Origin of the sequence: Pedobacter zeae, assembly GCF_014196715.1 — a bacterium.
Taxonomy (GTDB): Bacteria; Bacteroidota; Bacteroidia; order Sphingobacteriales; family Sphingobacteriaceae; genus Pedobacter; species Pedobacter zeae.
Genome location: NZ_JACIEF010000002.1, coordinates 1,082,702 through 1,100,437, shown reverse-complemented (window position 1 = coordinate 1,100,437; position 17,736 = coordinate 1,082,702). Strand labels below are relative to the sequence as shown.

Genomic DNA, 17,736 nt, shown 5'->3' with positions numbered 1-17,736 from the left:
TATAATAACCTGATCACAAAATTATCCGGAACCAAAAAACTGTTACTGGTTAATCGGCCGGGTCAACCCGCCCAAATAATTCTGTTAATTTTTTCAATTGCTCTGCCAGGCTGCCACTAACCTTTGTTTGCAGTTTCCATGCCCAATTGCCCTTAGCCTCCCCGGGAATATTCATGCGTGCGCGTTCATCCAGGCCTAAAATATCCTGAATGGGTAATATTGCCGTTTGGGCTACCGATGCATAAGTGAGCTTGGCCATGGCCTGATGGACATTTTTAAGGGTGATGCGCTCACCTGCATATAAACTGAGGCGTTCAATCTCTTCAGGGCTTGCCTGCTGATTGAACCAACCTTTTGCCGTATTATTATCATGTGTACCGGAATAAGCAATACAGGCCGAATTTTCAAAATTATGTGGCGCATGCGGAGAGGAGGGCAATGTACTGTTGAAGACGAACTGCAATACCTTCATCCCCGGAAGCTTAAACTGATTAAGTAAGGCATTCACACCCGCACTTTCTTCTCCCAGGTCTTCGGCAATAAGTGGCAGCTCACCCAGCTCCTGGCGCAGTTGCTTAAAAAAATCTTCTCCGGGGCCATTTAACCATTTTCCCTTTACTGCACTGGTTTGGCCTGCAGGTACCGACCAATATTCAGAAAATGCACGGAAATGATCTAAACGCAACAGATCAAAGCGCTTAAGGCTTTTGCTGATCCGCCCGATCCACCAGCCATATTTTTCCTGCTTCATCTTTTCCCAATCAAATACCGGCATGCCCCATAATTGGCCCTGGGCATTAAAATAATCAGGTGGTACCCCGGCCACCGCAAGTGGTTCCAGGTCTTTACCGAGTTTAAAGAGCAATGGCTCCTCCCACAACTCATGCGCAGCATAATCGGGATAGAACGGTAGATCGCCAATAAATGCAACCCCCTTATGTTTTGCATATTGCCTTAAATCTTCCCACTGTTTAAAAAAAATAAACTGCTGCCACTTTATCTCCTCGATTTCGCTTTCGTGCTTTTTGCTAAAATCTGCAATTGCCCGGGCTTTACGGTATTTGTAAGGATCTGGCCAGCGGTACCACGCTTTGCAGTTGAGCTGCCGCGAAAGCACCTGGTGGAGCGCAAAGGTATGGAGCCAATCTTCCTCCGCGCTGCAAAACGCTGTAAACTGCTGCTTCAACGGCTTAAAATCCCCATCTAAAAAATACCGGTAAGCTTTTTCAAGTATAGCGTTTTTCTGGTTTAAAACCTGTTCGAAATCAACCACAGAACCGGCCTTAAATCGGCATGCCTCCAAATCGGATGGTTTAAGCAGCCCATCCTTTAGCAATACTTCGGGGCTGATGAGCAGAATATTCCCTGCCGAAGAAGAATGACTGGCATAGGGCGAAAAACCGTTTTCAGCGCTGACAGGATTGAGTGGTAAAATTTGCCAGTACCGCTGACGGGCCTGATGTAAAAAATCAACAAAACCAAAAGCAGCCGGTCCCAAATCCCCTATTCCGAAATCGCCCGGAAGACAACTGATGTGCATCAATATGCCTGCGTTCCGTTTTGGCAAAGAGGCTTGCAGGCTAATCAGCGCAAAGGGATGCTGGGCAAAGAGTTCGGAAATACCTAATCCATCGCTCAGGATATCCTGGTGACCGCTTTGCCCGTTCAATAAATCTTTCCAGCTTAAAGGTGCACCTGGGGGTAATATCAGTCTGGTATCTTTCCAATCTAAATCCAATACTCCGCAACCTTGCTTTTTGCTTAGCTTTGCCAAACCCAGGGGTATTGCAACCAGGATCCATTGATTGTTAAATCTCTGGGCAAATGCGCAAATGTGTGCGGCGTAAACTCCCTTTACGCTTATCGGAATGTATTCTCCTTGGCTAAAAAGCTGTGCATGCGTTTTCCGGAGTTCCATGAGCGCGCGCACCAACCTGAGTTTTATCCCGCCTGAAAAGCGCTCCTGCCAAAGTTCGGAAAATGTACGTGTATCTGCTTCTTTCAGTATTTTCAGTCTTTTTTTATAATCTACGGGCCTGCGGTTATCCGGATCGACCAGGCTGAGCTCCCAAAGCTCGCTGCCCTGATAGCAATCAGGTACTCCCGGACAGGTAAACTTTAAAATCAACTGTGCAAGGCTATTCATCACTGCAAAATCTGCAATTTGCCTTAAAAACCCTTGTAAAAGCTTGCCACAGTCGCTGTGCGGATCATGCAACAAATCAGATAACCCAGCCAGGCGGGTTTCGTAATCCTGGTTTGGAGCGGCCCAGTCTGAGCGCTTTTTAGCCTCCCTGAGGGCTTTGGGAACGAATTCTTTCATCCGGCTGCCGATCTCATCGCCATCTTCTCCGGGAAATGGAAGCGCACCTGTTAAAGTCTGCATCAGGAGGTAGACATCATTTTTATGCAAGCCCTCAAATTCCCGATGCTGAGCCATTAACTGCTGCATGCCCCATACAAACGCCGCCCATTCATCAGGCATATCACTGAGCACATTTAACCTTGCCCTTACATCTTCCCCTCTTTTGGTATCGTGGGTAGTGGTGGCGTTCATGCTAAATGGCCACTGTAACTGCCGCCTGACCATATCATCATGAAATGCATCTATGCCAATACCAAAAGCATCGGCAGAATCGCCCACTTCATTATGGGCAATGAACCGGTTAAAGGTAAACATCAGCGTATCTTCTACACCTTTTGCCATTAGCGGCCCCGTAAACTGCATACACCGTTGAAAGAACTTAGCAACCCTTCGGTTATAAGGCTGGTTACCTTCCGCGGGTTTATCCAGCAGGATTTTACGGAGCAGTAAGCCCTCCTGCCGGAATTGAGGTTCATTTAACATTGGGCCTGTAATTGTCTCAATCTCCCGGTAAAGGTCAGGGTTGGGTGGAAAGCCATACGTGTAAAACCTGTACACGGGCATGCGGATAAGTAACTGGGCAATAGCACGCTTAATTTCAGCACCATCTGAAACCGTTTCGGGAACAAGTTTAAGTTCATGAAACAAGGCGCAAAGGTTATTGAGCTCGCCCGCCATGTGCTCGTGTAAGATATAACTTTTCTTTTCGTAGCTAAGCCGCGCGGGATCTTGTTTCTTACCCGTTACCTTAAAGTATAGGCTGTCCATTTTCTTTTGAGAGGAGCGGTCGGTAAACAGGTTATTGACCACGGATAGAAAATCGTAACCGCTATTGCCTTGTATGGCCCAGCTTTCGGGTAAATGCTCCCCCTTTTCGAGTATTTTTTCGACGACGATATAAACTTTTTGCCCAACTGCCCGGCGCAACCGGCTCAGGTATTGCTCCGGATCATAAAGTCCATCCACATGGTCGATCCTTAGTCCCTGAAATACACCTTCTTTAATCAGCCTGAAAATATAGCTGTGGTAATGGTCAAATACCTTTGTGTGCTGGATATTTAAACAAATAAGGCTGTTAACGGTAAAAAAACGGCGGTAATTGCTGTTGGCAGAAGTCTCCTGCCAGTGGCAAAGACGGTAAAACTGTTCATTTGCAAGTGCTAAAATCAACGCTTTATCCTTTAATTTGCCGCCATTTTTGATCTCGGAAAGCCTGCCCGAACTCTTGCTGTTCAGGGGCCAGTTTCCGCTGCCCGTATGGAGAAAGTATTTCCCGTTTTGTTTTTGCAGGCTAAGTGAGCCTTCTTCTACAGCCTGGTTGATGTTATTGCCCAGAAACGGCACCATAAGCCTTCCATCCCCTTGCGCCCAATCGATATCAAAGTAATCAGCAAATGCCGACTCCCTGCCTTTTTCGAGCACATCCATCAGCCAGGTATTATCCGGATGAAAAGCCATGTGATTCGGTACAATATCCTGGAGCCAGCCTATTCCGGCCTGCTTTAACTTTTTTGACACCGCAAATAGTTCTTCCTCTGTGCCTATCTCTGGATTGATCCTTAAAGGGTTAACAATATCGTAACCGTGGGTACTAGAAGGCATGGCCTGAAAAATTGGCGAAGCATACAGTGTATCAATGCCCAGTTCGATCAAATACGGAATGGCCCGGTCAAGGTCTGCAAAATTGAAATCTTTATGAAATTGTATACGGTAAGTTGATTTAGGAAGATACATGCTGAGCTGAAAAAATTAAAATGGATTCTGGAAATATCGTCACCTGGTTATCTGCTAAAACAGCCTTTACGCCCTGCCCGGGTCCGCCCCACCGGGCACTGGAAGAATCGAGCAGCAAAATATAGGGAGCTGCTCCCTCCGGCAGCTTTAGCAATTGCGCCTTGGGCGAAAAATTCATCAGGCAAACCACCTTTTCAATAGAATTGCTTCGCTCCAATATCAAACAATTTTGATCGGCAAGAGCAATAGCCTTCAGTCCGCTGCGATCTAATTTGGAAAGTACCGGGCTGTTTTTGCGGAGACTGATCAGCTGGCGGTAATATTGAAGCATCAGCTGGTGCTTACCTGTTCCAACTTTGTTCCAATCCAGTTTGGAGGCTTCAAAAGTAGCAAGGGACTGGGGATCTGTCGGTTCCTGTTCACCCTGAAAGGCAGAAAACTCTGCTTTTCTTCCTTCCCTAACCGCTTCAATTAAGCCCGGATCGGTATGACTGGTAAAAAACTGAAAGGGCCTTGTTTCTGCCCACTCCTCGCCCATAAAAATCAGTGGTAGGTATGGACTGCAAAATACTGCGCCGGCCATTACTTTGAGTAGTTCAAAACGATAAAGACTGCTGCTGCGTTCTCCCAGCATGCGGTTTCCCACCTGATCGTGGTTCTGCGAAAAAACCACAAACTGCTTGCCCGGGTTGTTTAAAGCCGGGCGTCCGAAGGTCTTTTCGCGGTGTGGCGAGTACCAGCCATCATATACATAGGCATCGCGATAAGATTTGGCCAGATGATCCACACCATTGAAATCGCTGTAATACCCGATTCGCTCGCCGCCCGCTGCCACACGCAGTGTATGATGAAATTCATCCATCCATTGGGCATGCATGCCATAACCACCGGTTTCAAAAGGATTGATATAGCGGTTGTTATTCAAATCAACTTCAGCAATGAGGTAGAAGGTTTTATTGGTACTGGCAGAAAGCTGATCGGTATATTGCCGTAGCTCCTCCAGAAAGTGAACGGCGCTGAAATCGCGAATGGCATGTACAGCATCGAGTCGCAAGGCGTCAATATGAAAATCCCGGAACCACATCAGGCAGTTTTCGATGAAAAACGATCTGACCCCATCGCTTTGCGCATCATCAAAATTAATCGCCTGGCCCCATGGCGTGTGGTACTTATCTGTAAAATAGGGACCAAAATCGGCAAAATGGTTTCCTTCGGGGCCAAAGTGGTTATAAACCACATCGAGTATCACCGCAATGCCCTTGCTGTGGCAGCTATCTACCAGCTCCTGCAATCCTTTAGCTCCGCCATAACTTTCCTGTACAGCAAATGGAAACACCCCATCATAACCCCAGTTCCGCCCGCCTGGAAACTGTGCTACAGGCATCAGCTCAATAGCGGTAATTCCCAATGCAAGCATATGGTCGAGCTTCTCTGCAATTCCCTTAAAATCGCCTTTGTGGCTAAATGTACCGGTATGCAACTCGTAAATGATGAATTTTTCGGGGTCAGGGCACTGCCAGGCAGCATCCGTCCACGCATAGGCCAGATCTAAAGCCTTTGATGGCCCTGTAAGTCCGGCAGGTTGGTTTAAAGTCGCAGGGTCGGGCCTTAATACCGGTTCGATACCCGACTCCTGTGTTACGATTTTCAGCTGATATTGATCTCCGGGCTGTATTTTGTTGGTTTGTAAAAACCAGTACCCGCGGTCTTCCTTTTCCAGATGAAGTGATGTTCCACCACTAAGTACCAAAACCTGCCAGGCCAAAGGTGCCCATATCCTGAGTTCGGCATTACCATCTTTAAAATTTAAACCAATCTGTCTTCTTTGTATATCTATTTTCATCTGTAATTTATCTCAGATAAACACTAAAAAATCGTGCAGAGTTTTGTTTAAGCTGTTTTCTTGTGATAAAATTTAGCATGTGAAGCTTCATCATCTACCTGTTGTGAGCAAGGCTACCTTTTTGAACCAAGTGGAATCTACTACCGACTTTATAGAAAAAGGTGGCATTTGTGGCGGTGTGCTGAAGCCGGGTAACCGAAAACCGGTGCCTCTAAGCGACAGACATAGTTGATCAGGCTTAAACCAAGTAATCCTGCCCGTCAGATCTGAGCGTTTTTCATGGCACTATCGTCCTCCTGGCACCAATTCCTTCTCTGGGAGTGCCGCCTGGTATTTTATTTAATTTGTTAAAAAGGCTTTTGGCTGGTTTGGGTTTAATGGGCTTAAAATGGCGATATTCTGGTTATAGAACCGGCCTGTCATAGAGTAGCACGTGCGTGTCGTCAAGTACCAGACTTCCGTCATCGCACATCTCCATCAGTGCATTATCAATAACCTCATGGTCAAATCCCTCCTGAAAAAGCTGAGATAACATCTCTGTTTTAGAAATGGAAAGCTGATAAGCTTCGCTGTTTGCTGTAGTTCCGCTTTCGTTTAAAATACGCGCTATGGTTTCTTTTATCTTCATCTTTTTTATCCGGGTGGATCTTTAATGTAGGGTGCTATAAACACCTGACCGAAATGCCTGCCTTTTAATATTTCCTCATGGTATCTTCAGGATTCGGTTTGGGTTTAGCGGAAGAATCTGCTTTATTTTTCTTTACGGTATCGCCATAATCTTTTTGGTAAGGACCTTTTGCCCTTTCGGACGGATTGGTGCAGGCTGCCGATACTGCTATTATCAGGAACGTCAAATAAATAAATGCCGGGTTTATTGTTCTCATTGTTATCCTATTTATATGAATGCCTGAAACCTGATTGCGGCCACGTAAATAAATCCTACCAGCCAAGCTATATGATTAAAACATCGCTTTTTCCGATAAAGTTTTGTAAAAGGTTTTTATGTTTAAGCATAGCGTTGTTATTACTGTAACCTGTTTCTCATATTGTTGTGATCCAGCAGAGGAGGCAATTCATTGATCAAAAGCTTTTTATATTCTTGATTTAAAGTGTTTTGTTTTACGCTTTACGCAGGTAAAAACTATGCGCATCTTGATTATGTATCCTGAGATGGAAATCAAAACTATCTGTCCTTAGAATTACGCAAAATGACTCAACGGATTATGGTGCAGTGCTGAGTTTCTAAACTCAACATGGCTACAGATAGATGGCGTTTATATAACTATTTAAAATAATTCTTTAATTCGTTCAATTTTTAGGATTTTAGCAACAATTAGGCTCTTTTATTATATGAAAGTCAAAGAACGACTTATAAATACTTTTAAATTATTAGGATATACCCTATCTGAACTTGATGGGATGAAACCTTTTTTTGAAGGTCAAAACCTGAATAACCAATTTTATAGGAGGATTTTACTTAAAAATTTCTTTGCTGTCATAGAAACCTACCTGTATATAAGCAGGGAAATGGTTTTAGTAAAAAGTCTGATAGACCGCGACAATGATGGTTTGAGTTGGGAAGAGATGTCTTTGTTGAACCAAAAGAAAGCTGGATTGAATGCAAAAGGAGAAGTGATTGCTACAGATACCTATCAAAATTTTATTCCATCTTTTAGATTCAGTCTTTCAATCTTTGCAAAAGCCTTTGATTCTGAAATGCCCGATTTTTCTGATATTCGGTTCAATCATCTGCAGAAGATGATTAAAAGAAGAAATGATCTTACACACCCGAAATCACATCAAGATATAAGTATTACAGACGAGGAAATAAAAATGCTGATCCCCATGTTTGGTTGGTTTATTAATTTACACGGAAAAATAGATATAGGATTTAAGATATGGTTAGAAAAAATCTGGCCTGATCTATAAATAGTAAAAAACAGATACGTTTAGTTTAATCAGCTAGTTCTTAGAGATAGATGTTTCTAAGTTAGATATCTCTCATCACAATACTCCGCAGTGACGGTTAACAAATCATAAACCAAAAAAGCCTTACATCTCTAAGGTTTCATACTATCAGAGAAATTTAACCTCCGGTAAAATACCGATCAGGAAAAGTATTTCTCACCTTTCTGGCGCAACTCTTAACAGTTGCGGAACTGTTGTGGATGACTTTTGCTTTTCAAAACTCAATAAATTAATCAATTTTACTGAAGTGCAAAATCAATAGGAATAAAAAAACCGGAGCCAAGATTGAAAAAAACTTAAACTCCGGTGAAGTACCCAGAAGCAGAGTACATTTATAATGTTTACACGTATTTACCCACATTCGCAAGCACACATAAAATCACGCTTTAATAACATTAGAACAAACATTAACTAACGTAAACTTTCATAAACTTTTATAGGTATTCATAATAACTGTATGTATATTTGTATGACATACACATTACTACATACAGTTATGGCATTACCTAAATTCTACCTCGAACCTCGCAAAACATCAAATGGCAAGCAGCCGATAAACATGTTTTTTTCAATCTATGGGCAAAGGCTTCAGTATTACACTGGGGTTCGTATAGATCCAAAATTTTACAAAGAAAGCGACAGCAAGGGCAACCCAATTGATCGAAGTGATATCAACAAGCTGATTAGCGAGGCTGCTCCATATAGCACCCAAATAAGGGCTAATTTGAAGCAAATCGCCATCGATGTACAGAATATTGCAAATAAGGCAAAAGCTAACCAGGTTCCAGTTACAAAAGAAATGCTAAAAGCGGAGCTTGACAAAATACACAAGCACAAGGAGGAGCCAGCAGAAACTAAGGAAACATTCACATTTATGTCGTTTTTCGAAAAGGTAATTAACGACAGCAAATCAGGTATTCGCGTTATGCAAAAAGGTAAAGCTGCCGGGCAACGATATAGCCACAATGCAATAAAAAATTATGGCACTACCTTATCAGCAGTTAAGAGGTTTCTGTTGAATAGAAAGATTAAAACCTTGCAATTCGACGATATCAACAAAGCCTTTTATGAGAATTTTAAACTGTTCTGCTATAATGATGAACAGAAGGAGGTTTCGACATTTGCCGGATACATTAAAGATATCAAATCAATAATGAACGAAGCAAAGGAGCATGGCCTTCAAAGTTCGGACGGCCACAAAGCCGGTACGTTCGTTCTACCATCATATGAAGCAGATACTATCTATTTAAATGATGATCAAATCGCGGCAATTGCTAATATTGATTTGTCAGATTCAGACAAATTCATAACTCATAAAGTACCTGCCAGAGCACCTGGGCGCAAAGACTTCATCTATGATAAGAAAGGCGAACGAGTATTAGCAGATGAAAAAATATTTTATCCAGTTTTAGACAAGGTACGTGATCTATTTTTAATAGGTGCATATACCGGTCTTAGGTTCGGTAACTTCACAACATTGAAGGCCAAAGACATTCAGGGCGCATTTATAAAAGTTAAGCAGATTAAGACAGGTACGCCTGTAACGATTCCAATCATGCAAAAGCTTAAGCCAGTATTGGAAAAATACCAGGGCGATCTTCCATCGATTACCAATCAGAAATTTAACACATACATTAAACTTGTTGCAAGGCTTGCAGGGCTTACCGATCTAGTTGAAACAAAATCCTATAAGGGCAATGTTCAAACGGTAGAGCAGCAACCGCTTTATTCGCTGATCAGTTCACACACCTGCAGGCGCTCATACGCTACAAATATGTTTCGCAAAGGGGTGCCGTCAATGTTGATCATGAGCGCAACTGGTCACGCTACCGAAAGCAGCTTTTTAAAATATATACGGGCCACCAACGAAGATAAGGCGATGTTAATGGCCGAAACACTTGCAAAACTGGGGCTATAAATAAGAAAAATACCTCATAAAACTGCTTAGATATCCTATTTAAGCAGTTTTTCACATTTATACAGCGCCATAAAAGAGCTTTTTTAGTAAAAATCAGATTAATAGAATGTCATAAATTAGTCATATAAAGCTCAAATAAAATAGTTAGTGTATCATTATTCCCTACAACACAAATAAAAAAAGGCCGCCTAAACTATTTAAAACACATTAGTGTAAAAAAAAACACTAGAATCCGGTAGAATTTGCAATTAAAAAAACATACACTAAGGTAAACGTCGTAAAATTTTACAACTATTTTCTAACATTTTCTATCAAGATTTACCACTATTCCAAACCCACCTAAAACACTAACACAAAAACCTCTTTTTAAGCAAGTTAAGTAAGAAAAAACTATTCTTTTTAGTAAAAATACACACTATTTTAGCAGTGTTAAAACAGAACTAAAAAGCATGAAAGATTTAGCAGAAGGCTTAAAGGAGATTGAAAAAGATATTGACACTATGTGTTCTGTGAATATTGATATTTCCAGAAAGATAGAGCAACAAAACGAAAACATTTTGCGCAATACCTTTTCCTGTAAAGAAATGTGCTCTTACCTGGGCATTACTCAGCCGACCCTTATTAAGCGAAGGAATCTCGGTCTAATACCATTCTTCAAGCTCGGCCACAACTTCTTTTATCTAAAGCCAGAGGGAGGAAATAACAATGGATAGTCTACTGGATACTTTATCAAAAGATCACCCTCTATATGCTTTAAATATTGGCCAGTTTGAAACCTTAATGCAGGAAATCATGAATAAAAACATGCCTGCACCAGTGGCTCAAATAGAGGCCCGTAATCAAAGTGATGAACTGAGCATAACAGAATGCATTGATTATCTTAAAATATCTGAGACTACGCTTCATCGGTACAAGAACAACGGTGTAATACCTTTCTACAAGGCTGGAAGAACAATATATTTTAAGCGAAGTGAGATCGATGCTGCTCTAAGTTCGGCGCCGGTAAAAAAGAAAGGGAACAAGATATGATCCTATTCCCTTTAAAGTCTTTACGTGCTTTGGTCGAGCGGTGTAAAGATACAAAAACCAATCTACTTAACAAATTATTTTTACACCTAATCACCACAAAATTAACCTGTTGTGAGGATTGCAAAGCCAGTCAAATTGATTTCAAACCTTAATACATCTGCTGCAAGAAGATTCGCGAAAAAGATAGATGATGTAAACCCCAGAGACGTGTGGAAGCAGCAGTCTATAGGGGCCGGAATGGTGCTAAATGGATTTTTCGCGTTCACAATAAAAGAACATAAAGAAAATCAATGGAGCTGTACGATCAAAAACGTTTCAAAAACAAATGTTCTTGAGTACATTAGCTATTCAGGTTTTAGGAAGGTTTACCACAAAAAATCAAATGATTACCTTATCGTTAGGGTTGAAAACAACGTTATCAATGAAGTTTCCGCGGACATAATACGGGTTCAATGTTATAACGAAGCCAAAAAGCATGGCGAGGTAAATATAATTACCCCGGACGGCTCTAAATTCGAGTTCCACTGGAAACTACTGGACACCATTTACCTGCAATACCAGGATCAAATTTTCAATAAAAATTTTCTTGAACTCCTAGAAGAATTTAGTATTCCACAACTAAGAGATACCAGAACAGAATCATTTTTCCTATTCAAAAACACAATTATTAAGGTTTGTAAAAATAACATTGACTTGTTGCCTTATTCAGAACTTATAAAATTAAATCGATCGGTTTGGAAAAGCCATATTCTTGACCGGGAATATAACGAACAGCCTAACCAACAAATCAGCGAGTTCCAAAGGTTTATTGAAAATGTTTCTAATAATCAAGAAAACCGCATTCGTGCTTTTACCTCGGCCATCGGTTATTTGCTTCATCATTATAATGGCTCCCATATGGGACAAGCAGTAGTTTGTTATGATGAACAGCCTACTGATGTTAAAAATCCACAGGGAGGTACAGGGAAGGGGTTGTTTGCTAATGCAATTAGTCAAATGCGGGAAATGGCAGAGATTGACGGCAAGCATTTCAAAGCCGATGATAAGTTTCGTTTTTCAAGTGTAGAAATCACGAGCCAAGTTGTAGCCGTGGATGACTTAGCGAAAGATGTATCATTTGAAACATTCTTCTCTGCGATAACAAATGGATTTACCATAGAAAAGAAAAACCTTAATAGCATTAAGTTGCCGCCTGAGGACAGCCCAAAAATGCTTTTCTCGATGAACGCCATTGTGAATGGTAATGGTGGGAGCCACAAGCGTAGGATGTTTATAATTGAGTTTTCTAACTTCTATAGCAAACACATAATTACCGGTAGTGAGAAACCAATCGAGGATATGCATGGCATTTTATTCGATCGGATTGAATGGAATGACCAGCACTGGAGTTCCTTTACTAAATACATGATCGACTGTGTGCAGTTTTATTTACAAAATGGCCTTCAACCGTATGAGCTAATAAATGTAGGCAAAAATGCCCTAATCCAACAAACTAGCGAAGAATTTTCAGAATGGACAGAACAGCAAAATTTTGAGTTCAAAAAGTTCTACAAAACCAAGCAGATGTTCGAAGAATACCGGAACACTTACTTCGGTGAGAACGCCGAATTTACTCAGCGATCATTCACAAATATGCTTAAAAAATATGCAACAAGTAAAAATTGGGATTTCAAAATACAGACAGATTCAGTGTCAAAAGTAAGTGAATTTGTGTTTAACAGTAAAGTTAATTCGGAAGAAAAAGCCATTTAAACATATTTAAACAAGGTTTACGAATTAACGAAACAACATATACCCATTGTGGGGGGGGGTGTCAAAATTAATTAAAATAGTACCCCCTCTCCTAACAAGGAAAAGTTAATTCCTTATTTCGGAAGGAGGAGATTATGAGCAGACCATTTAATGAAAAATGCAGTTTATACAAAACATATTATAGCAAAAAACTAGGTAGATATTGCTTTAGTGTGAAAGATCCGGAAACGGTAAGTATTTACGACATGCTCTCATTCCCATGGCAGGGAAATTTAGAAAATGAAGTTAGGGCAATTGAGAATAAGGACAAGCGCGACACTCTGAAAAAAAGATTGAAGGGGATTACCCCATCAATGGTTCATGCAGGTGGCAGAGGCGCAAAGTACTGCGTAGAACACAACGGACTTATGGCGTTCGATATAGACCCCAAGGATACAGAAAATCCATGGTTAAAAAAGCCTGGTATGTTGGAAGAAGCAAAAAAAATGATTTGCGAAATACCATACACTGTTTATTGCGGTTTGTCGGCAAGTGGTAGAGGATTATGGGGTTTGTTTAGGATTAGTCACCCTCACTTACACAAGCAGCATTTTGATGCTATGGAGGCTGCATTTTTAGAGATAGGGATAGTAATAGACAAAGCACCCAGCTCGCCCAGTTCATTGAGATTTCTGGCTTATGATGAAAATGCCTACTACAATGAGCACGCAGAATTATTCGATAAACGCATTGTTCCTGAACCTAAGAAGGTAGAACCATTAATAAAAAAAAGAGAGCGAATTAATGGGATTAAAGTAACTAATGAAGAAACCGACGAAGAAAAAAAGCAAAGGCAAGAAGATGCTATTGCTCTGTGTGAAAAGTTTAATAAAGAATGCAAGCCGGATCACATTGACGAGATATTAACAAATTTTGGTTTTAACTACCATAGCCACTCAGGACTTCGTTATCGATACACCAGACCAAACAAAGAAGTTACAGCCGGGCTCAGCGTAGATTATCACGAGGGGAAGCGAACCCTGTTTTGCTTTTCAGATGCCGTGCCAGGCTTAGAGCATTGGAAAGAAGAAGAAGGGGGTTGGAGCTGCAGCCCATTGACGGCATTATTAATTTATGGCTGCGGCGGTAAAACTGCTAAGGATTGGGCTATGGCATTTGAATACATAAAAAGCAAAATACAATAAACAAAATGGAAAAAATAATTAACGGTAAAAAAAAATGCACTAAGTGCAAAGAGGTAAAGCTTTTAGAAGCTTTCTTGCCTACCAAACAGATCTCATCTGGGATTACATCTAAATGCAAGAAGTGCTTTAACGAATACAGCAAAAATTGGAGATTGAAAAATCTTGAAAAAACAAGAGCTTACTTCTCAGAATATCGTCGTAAGAAAAATCCCTCACTGGGGCAACCTCAAATTTTTGTACGAGATGAGAAAGGAAAATTTGCAAAAAGACCACTAATAAAATAACATAATGGAAAAACTATTAAAAAACATTGAGAGATCAGAGAAAAACAACCCATTGTTAACTGAAGCGCTACAGGAAATTGCAAGACTTAATGGCATCATTGACCAGGTTAAAACGATACTGGAAGCCACAACGTCTGATACAACATTCCAAGAAGAAGGCGGCGAACCTTATCGTCCGACTTTCGATCAACTGAACGATACGAAAATCGACTTATTATCCAATTTATTACACAACTAAAACCAATGGAAAAACTTTTAATAATTGCCGGGGCAGTTGCCCTGGCTGCATACCTGATGATGGAACACAGAAGGATTAAGAGACATGAGGCATATGATCCGGAAATTGAAAGATTCAGGTACATGGAAAACCTGAATCCAGATGAATTAATGATCGAGCTGATTAGGATGAGCCGCAGCGATAAAGAGGCATTACTAAAAACATTAATTAACAAAAGCGAATACACCTATAACAATCGGTTGGTGATTCAAGCAATAAGGTTTTTTTTAATTGAAGAACAAACCACCTATTAACAAAATTAACATTAACGATTAAGTGAGAGAGATATGAAAAGACACGTAAAAATCGCCCAGAATACGCTAATTGCCTATGCCCTAAAAAGCATCAATCCAGAATTGTTTGATTTATGTATGTCGGTTCCGATACCGCTTTTAATAAATTATAAGCACATTGAATTTGTAGCTTATGAGTTTGAGCGAGATTTTGGGCCTATAAACATGATTAACAAACCTATTTTCGTGGCGTGCTTAATGAGGCTTTACAATCCAACACACTTGTATGGAATGTTTAATAAAGCACCTACGGGCCTTCGTGATGCTATTGGGTTAGTTTTAGGTTATAGTAACCCTGAAAACATCAACTATTTTGTTAGCATGGGCCCAGCACATTACAAAAACCCAAGAACAGCTAAATCAATCAATGATTTTGCAGATAAGGTTTATCATATTCTAAAGGAATGTGACGAATTAAGTCCGGAAGAAATGGAAGCTGGATCTGCTCAAACCATTTTGAATATAAAAAATTACATGCCTTCCAGTGATTTGAGACCGGTTAATAAATACTTATCAGAATGAAACAACTAAGCAGCCTCAAACTCACGGCCAAACAGGAAATATTCTGTTTCGAATATGTTAAGACTTTTAACGCTACTGCTGCGGCCATAGCTTCTGGATATTCTGAAAAGTCGGCTTATTCTATCGGAAGCGAAAACCTGAGAAAACCTGAGATACAGAAAAAAATCGATGAATTAACAAAAGGCAAGATTATGTTGCCTGATGAAATTCAAAAAAGGATGACAGATATAGCCAGAACGCGGCTAAATGACTTCATTGTTCCTAAAACGACAGTGTATATCAAAAAAATCAAGGTCGGCTTAGAAGAGCTTATTTCACGTTTAAGATCTGAGATTGATTTTGAGGATGATTTTTCATTACAGGCAAACATTCAGGGAAAAGAATTAGCGAAGCATGAAAAAGCCCAGGAACAACGGAGGCGGCAAATTATTCGGTATAAATTAGAACTTAACAACAACCCCAATGCATACAGGATTATTGATGGCGAACCTGAGTTAATAGAAGTCGCCGATGTGAATCTGCTCAAGTTGTCCAGGGAAAAAGAACAGGGAAATATCAAATCATTGAAATTCACAAAAGACGGCCCCCAAATAGAATTGTACGCGGTAGATGCTGCGCTTGCGAATTTAGCGAGGATCAATGCAATGTTTATTGACAAGCACCAGGTTGATGTCGTTTCGAAATTGGAAGGAATGACAGACGAACAGTTGATAATGTTAACCGACATCGTTATGCAACTTTATGGAAAACCTCAGCATATAATCGATGATGCAATTACCATGGCTTTAACTAAAATTAACGAAGATGGCACAGAACACTACGAATAGACAAAAACTGATTGAGCGCATTATTGGTGTTGTCAAAGGCGAGGTTTTCCCTCCAAAACCCATTTGCATTCTTTGGGATGAAGATCCAGAAAGCGAAGAAAACATTTACATTTTAAATAACAGGCAAGTAAGCTATGAACACTGGAAAAAGTTTAAGTAAAAGAGACATCCTTAAAGAAAACATTTTGGCATTAGCCAGAGGCCAAAAATCACCAAAAGACATTTATCCTGATTGCCTCTGTAAAATAGGGTATGGAGAGGATAACATCTATCTGATAAACGATAAGGAAGTTGGAAAAGAAGAATTTGACAGGGCATCTGCTAACTTAGATTGTGAGGGATTTACAATAACCTACGGAGGTAAAATTTAGATGATGAAAAATAAGTTAACATCAATTAGGCAAAACAGGATTGATGCTATTATGGGATTGCTTAGCGGAAAAGCCAAGCCGTCGGATATGCCGGCAAAGCTTATTCTAAAACAACCCACTGACGGCAATCGAACCTATTATATCAATGGAAAATTGGTTGACAAAAAGACCTTTGATGAAGAATGCGGCAAACTACCATGGTATGAGGGCAATTTTAAAAGTATAGGTCGCCCGGATGATGATGCGGAGTATTATTATGGTGAAGTGCCATTTACAATTTACACAGATGGAACGGCACTTAAGTGTTAATTTATGAGAACAAAACAACAAAGAATTGAATTATTGATGAAGTTTATGCGCGGAGAGGTTCCGGCATCCGCTCTAAAAGATCATGTTTTCACATGGTTGCATTTGTTAAACTCAGATCAAAGAGAAAACATTGAAGGCAAAGTCGGCAAGGTTAGGCCGTCTAATTGCTCGGTACATAATCCAGATGAGCCACTATGCGCTTTATGGGATGGACATATACCTATAGGACTTACAGCGGCCTTTCATCTATCAATGTTTGCCCACCCCGATAGCCGTGTTAATTTTATAGACTGCAGCAATCCTGTTGCCTTCAATGAATTGTTTACTTCCCTTCCACAAAAGCAACTTACAGACGAAGCACCAGAAGATAAACGAGCAAAGAAATAAAAAAGCCCTGCATTCATGCAAGGCTAATTGGCATTTGCGGTTGCCTATTGCTCATTCTCATCAAGCGAGTAAATAACTGCATTAACATACACTTCCATTGGGTATAAAAATATAGCCTATTAAGGTCTTAAAAAGCTATTTTTATTTTTAGCATACATTTTGACATAACAATTACATTTGAACACCATAATTATAATATTGTTTGTAAAAATTACCAATATCTGCTTCGTGGCTTCCGATTGTTAAGCCTTTACCCTTCACAAATGCGGCGTACTGGGTTGAAATACATTCTAATTCTTGATAAATCATCCTGGACAAAGCCAATACTTTTTCATCATTCGTTCGAGAAGAATTCACGATCCATTTGATGTTTGAGGATAAAGCATCATATAGAGACTTACCCTGTAGATTGTCGATAAATACCTGCCCGGAGTTTTTTGCTCTCAATTTGTTCAGAGATTCGTTTAGGTGGGATATATCGACGACATTTTGAACAGTTTCTATTCTTTGACATCCAAATGCTGTGTATTTAATATTAGCAGTGTAGAATATAGTGCTGTAAATATTTGTATTCTCAATAATCTCAACATTCTCCTTCTCATACTTACTCATTCCGTTTATTGGTTCGTAATGCTTCAAAACGAATCCATTTTTAATTAGTACCTGGTTCATA

The 17,736-nt window shown here is 40.3% G+C and carries 20 protein-coding genes; 15 read left to right on the top strand and 5 right to left on the bottom strand.

Going from position 1 to position 17,736, the window contains the following annotated elements; translation table 11 throughout:
- Window positions 1-49: 49 nt before the first annotated feature.
- The 4 genes from treY to GGQ60_RS11315 form a co-directional block, all read right to left on the bottom strand.
- Window positions 50-4,099, bottom strand: a complete 4,050-nt coding sequence (gene treY / locus GGQ60_RS11330; protein WP_183763815.1) for a malto-oligosyltrehalose synthase — start codon at window positions 4,097-4,099, stop codon at window positions 50-52.
- The gene (gene treZ, locus GGQ60_RS11325) at window positions 4,086-5,942 is read right to left on the bottom strand and encodes a malto-oligosyltrehalose trehalohydrolase (RefSeq protein ID WP_183763812.1); all 1,857 of its coding nucleotides are present in this window, start codon (window positions 5,940-5,942) and stop codon (window positions 4,086-4,088) included. The genes treY and treZ overlap by 14 nt, the downstream gene beginning before the upstream one ends.
- A gap of 403 nt (window positions 5,943-6,345) precedes the next feature.
- Entirely contained in the window at window positions 6,346-6,570 is a 225-nt protein-coding gene (locus GGQ60_RS11320; protein ID WP_183763809.1) for a hypothetical protein, read from the bottom strand.
- Between the two features lie 64 nt (window positions 6,571-6,634).
- Entirely contained in the window at window positions 6,635-6,826 is a 192-nt protein-coding gene (locus GGQ60_RS11315) for a hypothetical protein (protein WP_183763806.1), read from the bottom strand.
- 466 nt (window positions 6,827-7,292) lie between these two features.
- Between GGQ60_RS11315 and GGQ60_RS11310 the strand changes: the two genes are divergently transcribed.
- From GGQ60_RS11310 to GGQ60_RS11240, 15 genes are all read left to right on the top strand, one after another.
- Window positions 7,293-7,871 (top strand): hypothetical protein, encoded by a 579-nt coding sequence (locus tag GGQ60_RS11310; protein ID WP_183763803.1) that lies wholly within the window; start codon window positions 7,293-7,295, stop codon window positions 7,869-7,871.
- A gap of 535 nt (window positions 7,872-8,406) precedes the next feature.
- Complete coding sequence (locus tag GGQ60_RS11305; RefSeq protein ID WP_183763800.1) at window positions 8,407-9,828, top strand: tyrosine-type recombinase/integrase; 1,422 nt, start codon at window positions 8,407-8,409, stop codon at window positions 9,826-9,828.
- Between the two features lie 449 nt (window positions 9,829-10,277).
- Complete coding sequence (locus GGQ60_RS11300; protein WP_183763797.1) at window positions 10,278-10,541, top strand: helix-turn-helix domain-containing protein; 264 nt, start codon at window positions 10,278-10,280, stop codon at window positions 10,539-10,541.
- Window positions 10,534-10,857 carry a helix-turn-helix domain-containing protein gene (locus GGQ60_RS11295; RefSeq protein WP_183763794.1) on the top strand — a complete coding sequence of 108 codons (324 nt, stop codon included), beginning with the start codon at window positions 10,534-10,536 and terminating at the stop codon, window positions 10,855-10,857. Before GGQ60_RS11300 ends, GGQ60_RS11295 begins: the two co-directional genes overlap by 8 nt.
- Window positions 10,858-10,968: 111 nt before the next feature.
- On the top strand, window positions 10,969-12,609 hold the full coding sequence (locus GGQ60_RS11290) for a hypothetical protein (protein ID WP_183763790.1): 1,641 nt from the start codon (window positions 10,969-10,971) through the stop codon (window positions 12,607-12,609).
- Window positions 12,610-12,743: 134 nt separating this feature from the next.
- Window positions 12,744-13,793 (top strand): BT4734/BF3469 family protein, encoded by a 1,050-nt coding sequence (locus GGQ60_RS11285; RefSeq protein WP_183763787.1) that lies wholly within the window; start codon window positions 12,744-12,746, stop codon window positions 13,791-13,793.
- A 5-nt stretch (window positions 13,794-13,798) separates the two neighbouring features.
- A complete protein-coding gene (locus tag GGQ60_RS11280) occupies window positions 13,799-14,077 on the top strand; it encodes a hypothetical protein (RefSeq protein ID WP_183763785.1) in 279 nt (92 codons plus the stop codon).
- A 4-nt stretch (window positions 14,078-14,081) separates the two neighbouring features.
- On the top strand, window positions 14,082-14,315 hold the full coding sequence (locus GGQ60_RS11275; RefSeq protein ID WP_183763781.1) for a hypothetical protein: 234 nt from the start codon (window positions 14,082-14,084) through the stop codon (window positions 14,313-14,315).
- A 5-nt stretch (window positions 14,316-14,320) separates the two neighbouring features.
- On the top strand, window positions 14,321-14,608 hold the full coding sequence (locus tag GGQ60_RS11270; RefSeq protein ID WP_183763779.1) for a hypothetical protein: 288 nt from the start codon (window positions 14,321-14,323) through the stop codon (window positions 14,606-14,608).
- Between the two features lie 33 nt (window positions 14,609-14,641).
- Entirely contained in the window at window positions 14,642-15,169 is a 528-nt protein-coding gene (locus GGQ60_RS11265; RefSeq protein WP_183763777.1) for a hypothetical protein, read from the top strand.
- Window positions 15,166-15,996 (top strand): terminase small subunit, encoded by an 831-nt coding sequence (locus GGQ60_RS11260; protein WP_183763774.1) that lies wholly within the window; start codon window positions 15,166-15,168, stop codon window positions 15,994-15,996. The genes GGQ60_RS11265 and GGQ60_RS11260 overlap by 4 nt, the downstream gene beginning before the upstream one ends.
- Window positions 15,974-16,156 (top strand): hypothetical protein, encoded by a 183-nt coding sequence (locus GGQ60_RS11255; RefSeq protein ID WP_183763771.1) that lies wholly within the window; start codon window positions 15,974-15,976, stop codon window positions 16,154-16,156. Before GGQ60_RS11260 ends, GGQ60_RS11255 begins: the two co-directional genes overlap by 23 nt.
- Window positions 16,131-16,367, top strand: coding sequence for a hypothetical protein (locus tag GGQ60_RS11250; protein WP_183763767.1), 237 nt, complete (start codon window positions 16,131-16,133; stop codon window positions 16,365-16,367). The genes GGQ60_RS11255 and GGQ60_RS11250 overlap by 26 nt, the downstream gene beginning before the upstream one ends.
- Entirely contained in the window at window positions 16,368-16,676 is a 309-nt protein-coding gene (locus tag GGQ60_RS11245) for a hypothetical protein (RefSeq protein ID WP_183763765.1), read from the top strand.
- Window positions 16,677-16,679: 3 nt separating this feature from the next.
- Window positions 16,680-17,063, top strand: coding sequence for a hypothetical protein (locus GGQ60_RS11240; RefSeq protein ID WP_183763763.1), 384 nt, complete (start codon window positions 16,680-16,682; stop codon window positions 17,061-17,063).
- A 171-nt stretch (window positions 17,064-17,234) separates the two neighbouring features.
- Here the strand turns inward: GGQ60_RS11240 and GGQ60_RS11235 are convergent, their stop codons facing one another.
- Entirely contained in the window at window positions 17,235-17,735 is a 501-nt protein-coding gene (locus GGQ60_RS11235; protein WP_183763760.1) for a hypothetical protein, read from the bottom strand.
- Window position 17,736: the final 1 nt, after the last annotated feature.

Coding starts and splice junctions, on each gene's coding strand:
- GGQ60_RS11280 (WP_183763785.1), top strand. CDS start 13,799: ATGGAAAAAATAATTAACGGTAAAAAAAAATGCACTAAGTGCAAAGAG.
- GGQ60_RS11315 (WP_183763806.1), bottom strand. CDS start 6,826: ATGAGAACAATAAACCCGGCATTTATTTATTTGACGTTCCTGATAATA.
- GGQ60_RS11265 (WP_183763777.1), top strand. CDS start 14,642: ATGAAAAGACACGTAAAAATCGCCCAGAATACGCTAATTGCCTATGCC.
- GGQ60_RS11310 (WP_183763803.1), top strand. CDS start 7,293: ATGAAAGTCAAAGAACGACTTATAAATACTTTTAAATTATTAGGATAT.
- GGQ60_RS11240 (WP_183763763.1), top strand. CDS start 16,680: ATGAGAACAAAACAACAAAGAATTGAATTATTGATGAAGTTTATGCGC.
- GGQ60_RS11285 (WP_183763787.1), top strand. CDS start 12,744: ATGAGCAGACCATTTAATGAAAAATGCAGTTTATACAAAACATATTAT.
- GGQ60_RS11300 (WP_183763797.1), top strand. CDS start 10,278: ATGAAAGATTTAGCAGAAGGCTTAAAGGAGATTGAAAAAGATATTGAC.
- GGQ60_RS11270 (WP_183763779.1), top strand. CDS start 14,321: ATGGAAAAACTTTTAATAATTGCCGGGGCAGTTGCCCTGGCTGCATAC.
- GGQ60_RS11305 (WP_183763800.1), top strand. CDS start 8,407: ATGGCATTACCTAAATTCTACCTCGAACCTCGCAAAACATCAAATGGC.
- GGQ60_RS11275 (WP_183763781.1), top strand. CDS start 14,082: ATGGAAAAACTATTAAAAAACATTGAGAGATCAGAGAAAAACAACCCA.
- GGQ60_RS11260 (WP_183763774.1), top strand. CDS start 15,166: ATGAAACAACTAAGCAGCCTCAAACTCACGGCCAAACAGGAAATATTC.
- GGQ60_RS11295 (WP_183763794.1), top strand. CDS start 10,534: ATGGATAGTCTACTGGATACTTTATCAAAAGATCACCCTCTATATGCT.
- GGQ60_RS11235 (WP_183763760.1), bottom strand. CDS start 17,735: ATGAACCAGGTACTAATTAAAAATGGATTCGTTTTGAAGCATTACGAA.
- GGQ60_RS11255 (WP_183763771.1), top strand. CDS start 15,974: ATGGCACAGAACACTACGAATAGACAAAAACTGATTGAGCGCATTATT.
- GGQ60_RS11250 (WP_183763767.1), top strand. CDS start 16,131: ATGAACACTGGAAAAAGTTTAAGTAAAAGAGACATCCTTAAAGAAAAC.
- treY (WP_183763815.1), bottom strand. CDS start 4,099: ATGTATCTTCCTAAATCAACTTACCGTATACAATTTCATAAAGATTTC.
- GGQ60_RS11245 (WP_183763765.1), top strand. CDS start 16,368: ATGATGAAAAATAAGTTAACATCAATTAGGCAAAACAGGATTGATGCT.
- GGQ60_RS11320 (WP_183763809.1), bottom strand. CDS start 6,570: ATGAAGATAAAAGAAACCATAGCGCGTATTTTAAACGAAAGCGGAACT.
- treZ (WP_183763812.1), bottom strand. CDS start 5,942: ATGAAAATAGATATACAAAGAAGACAGATTGGTTTAAATTTTAAAGAT.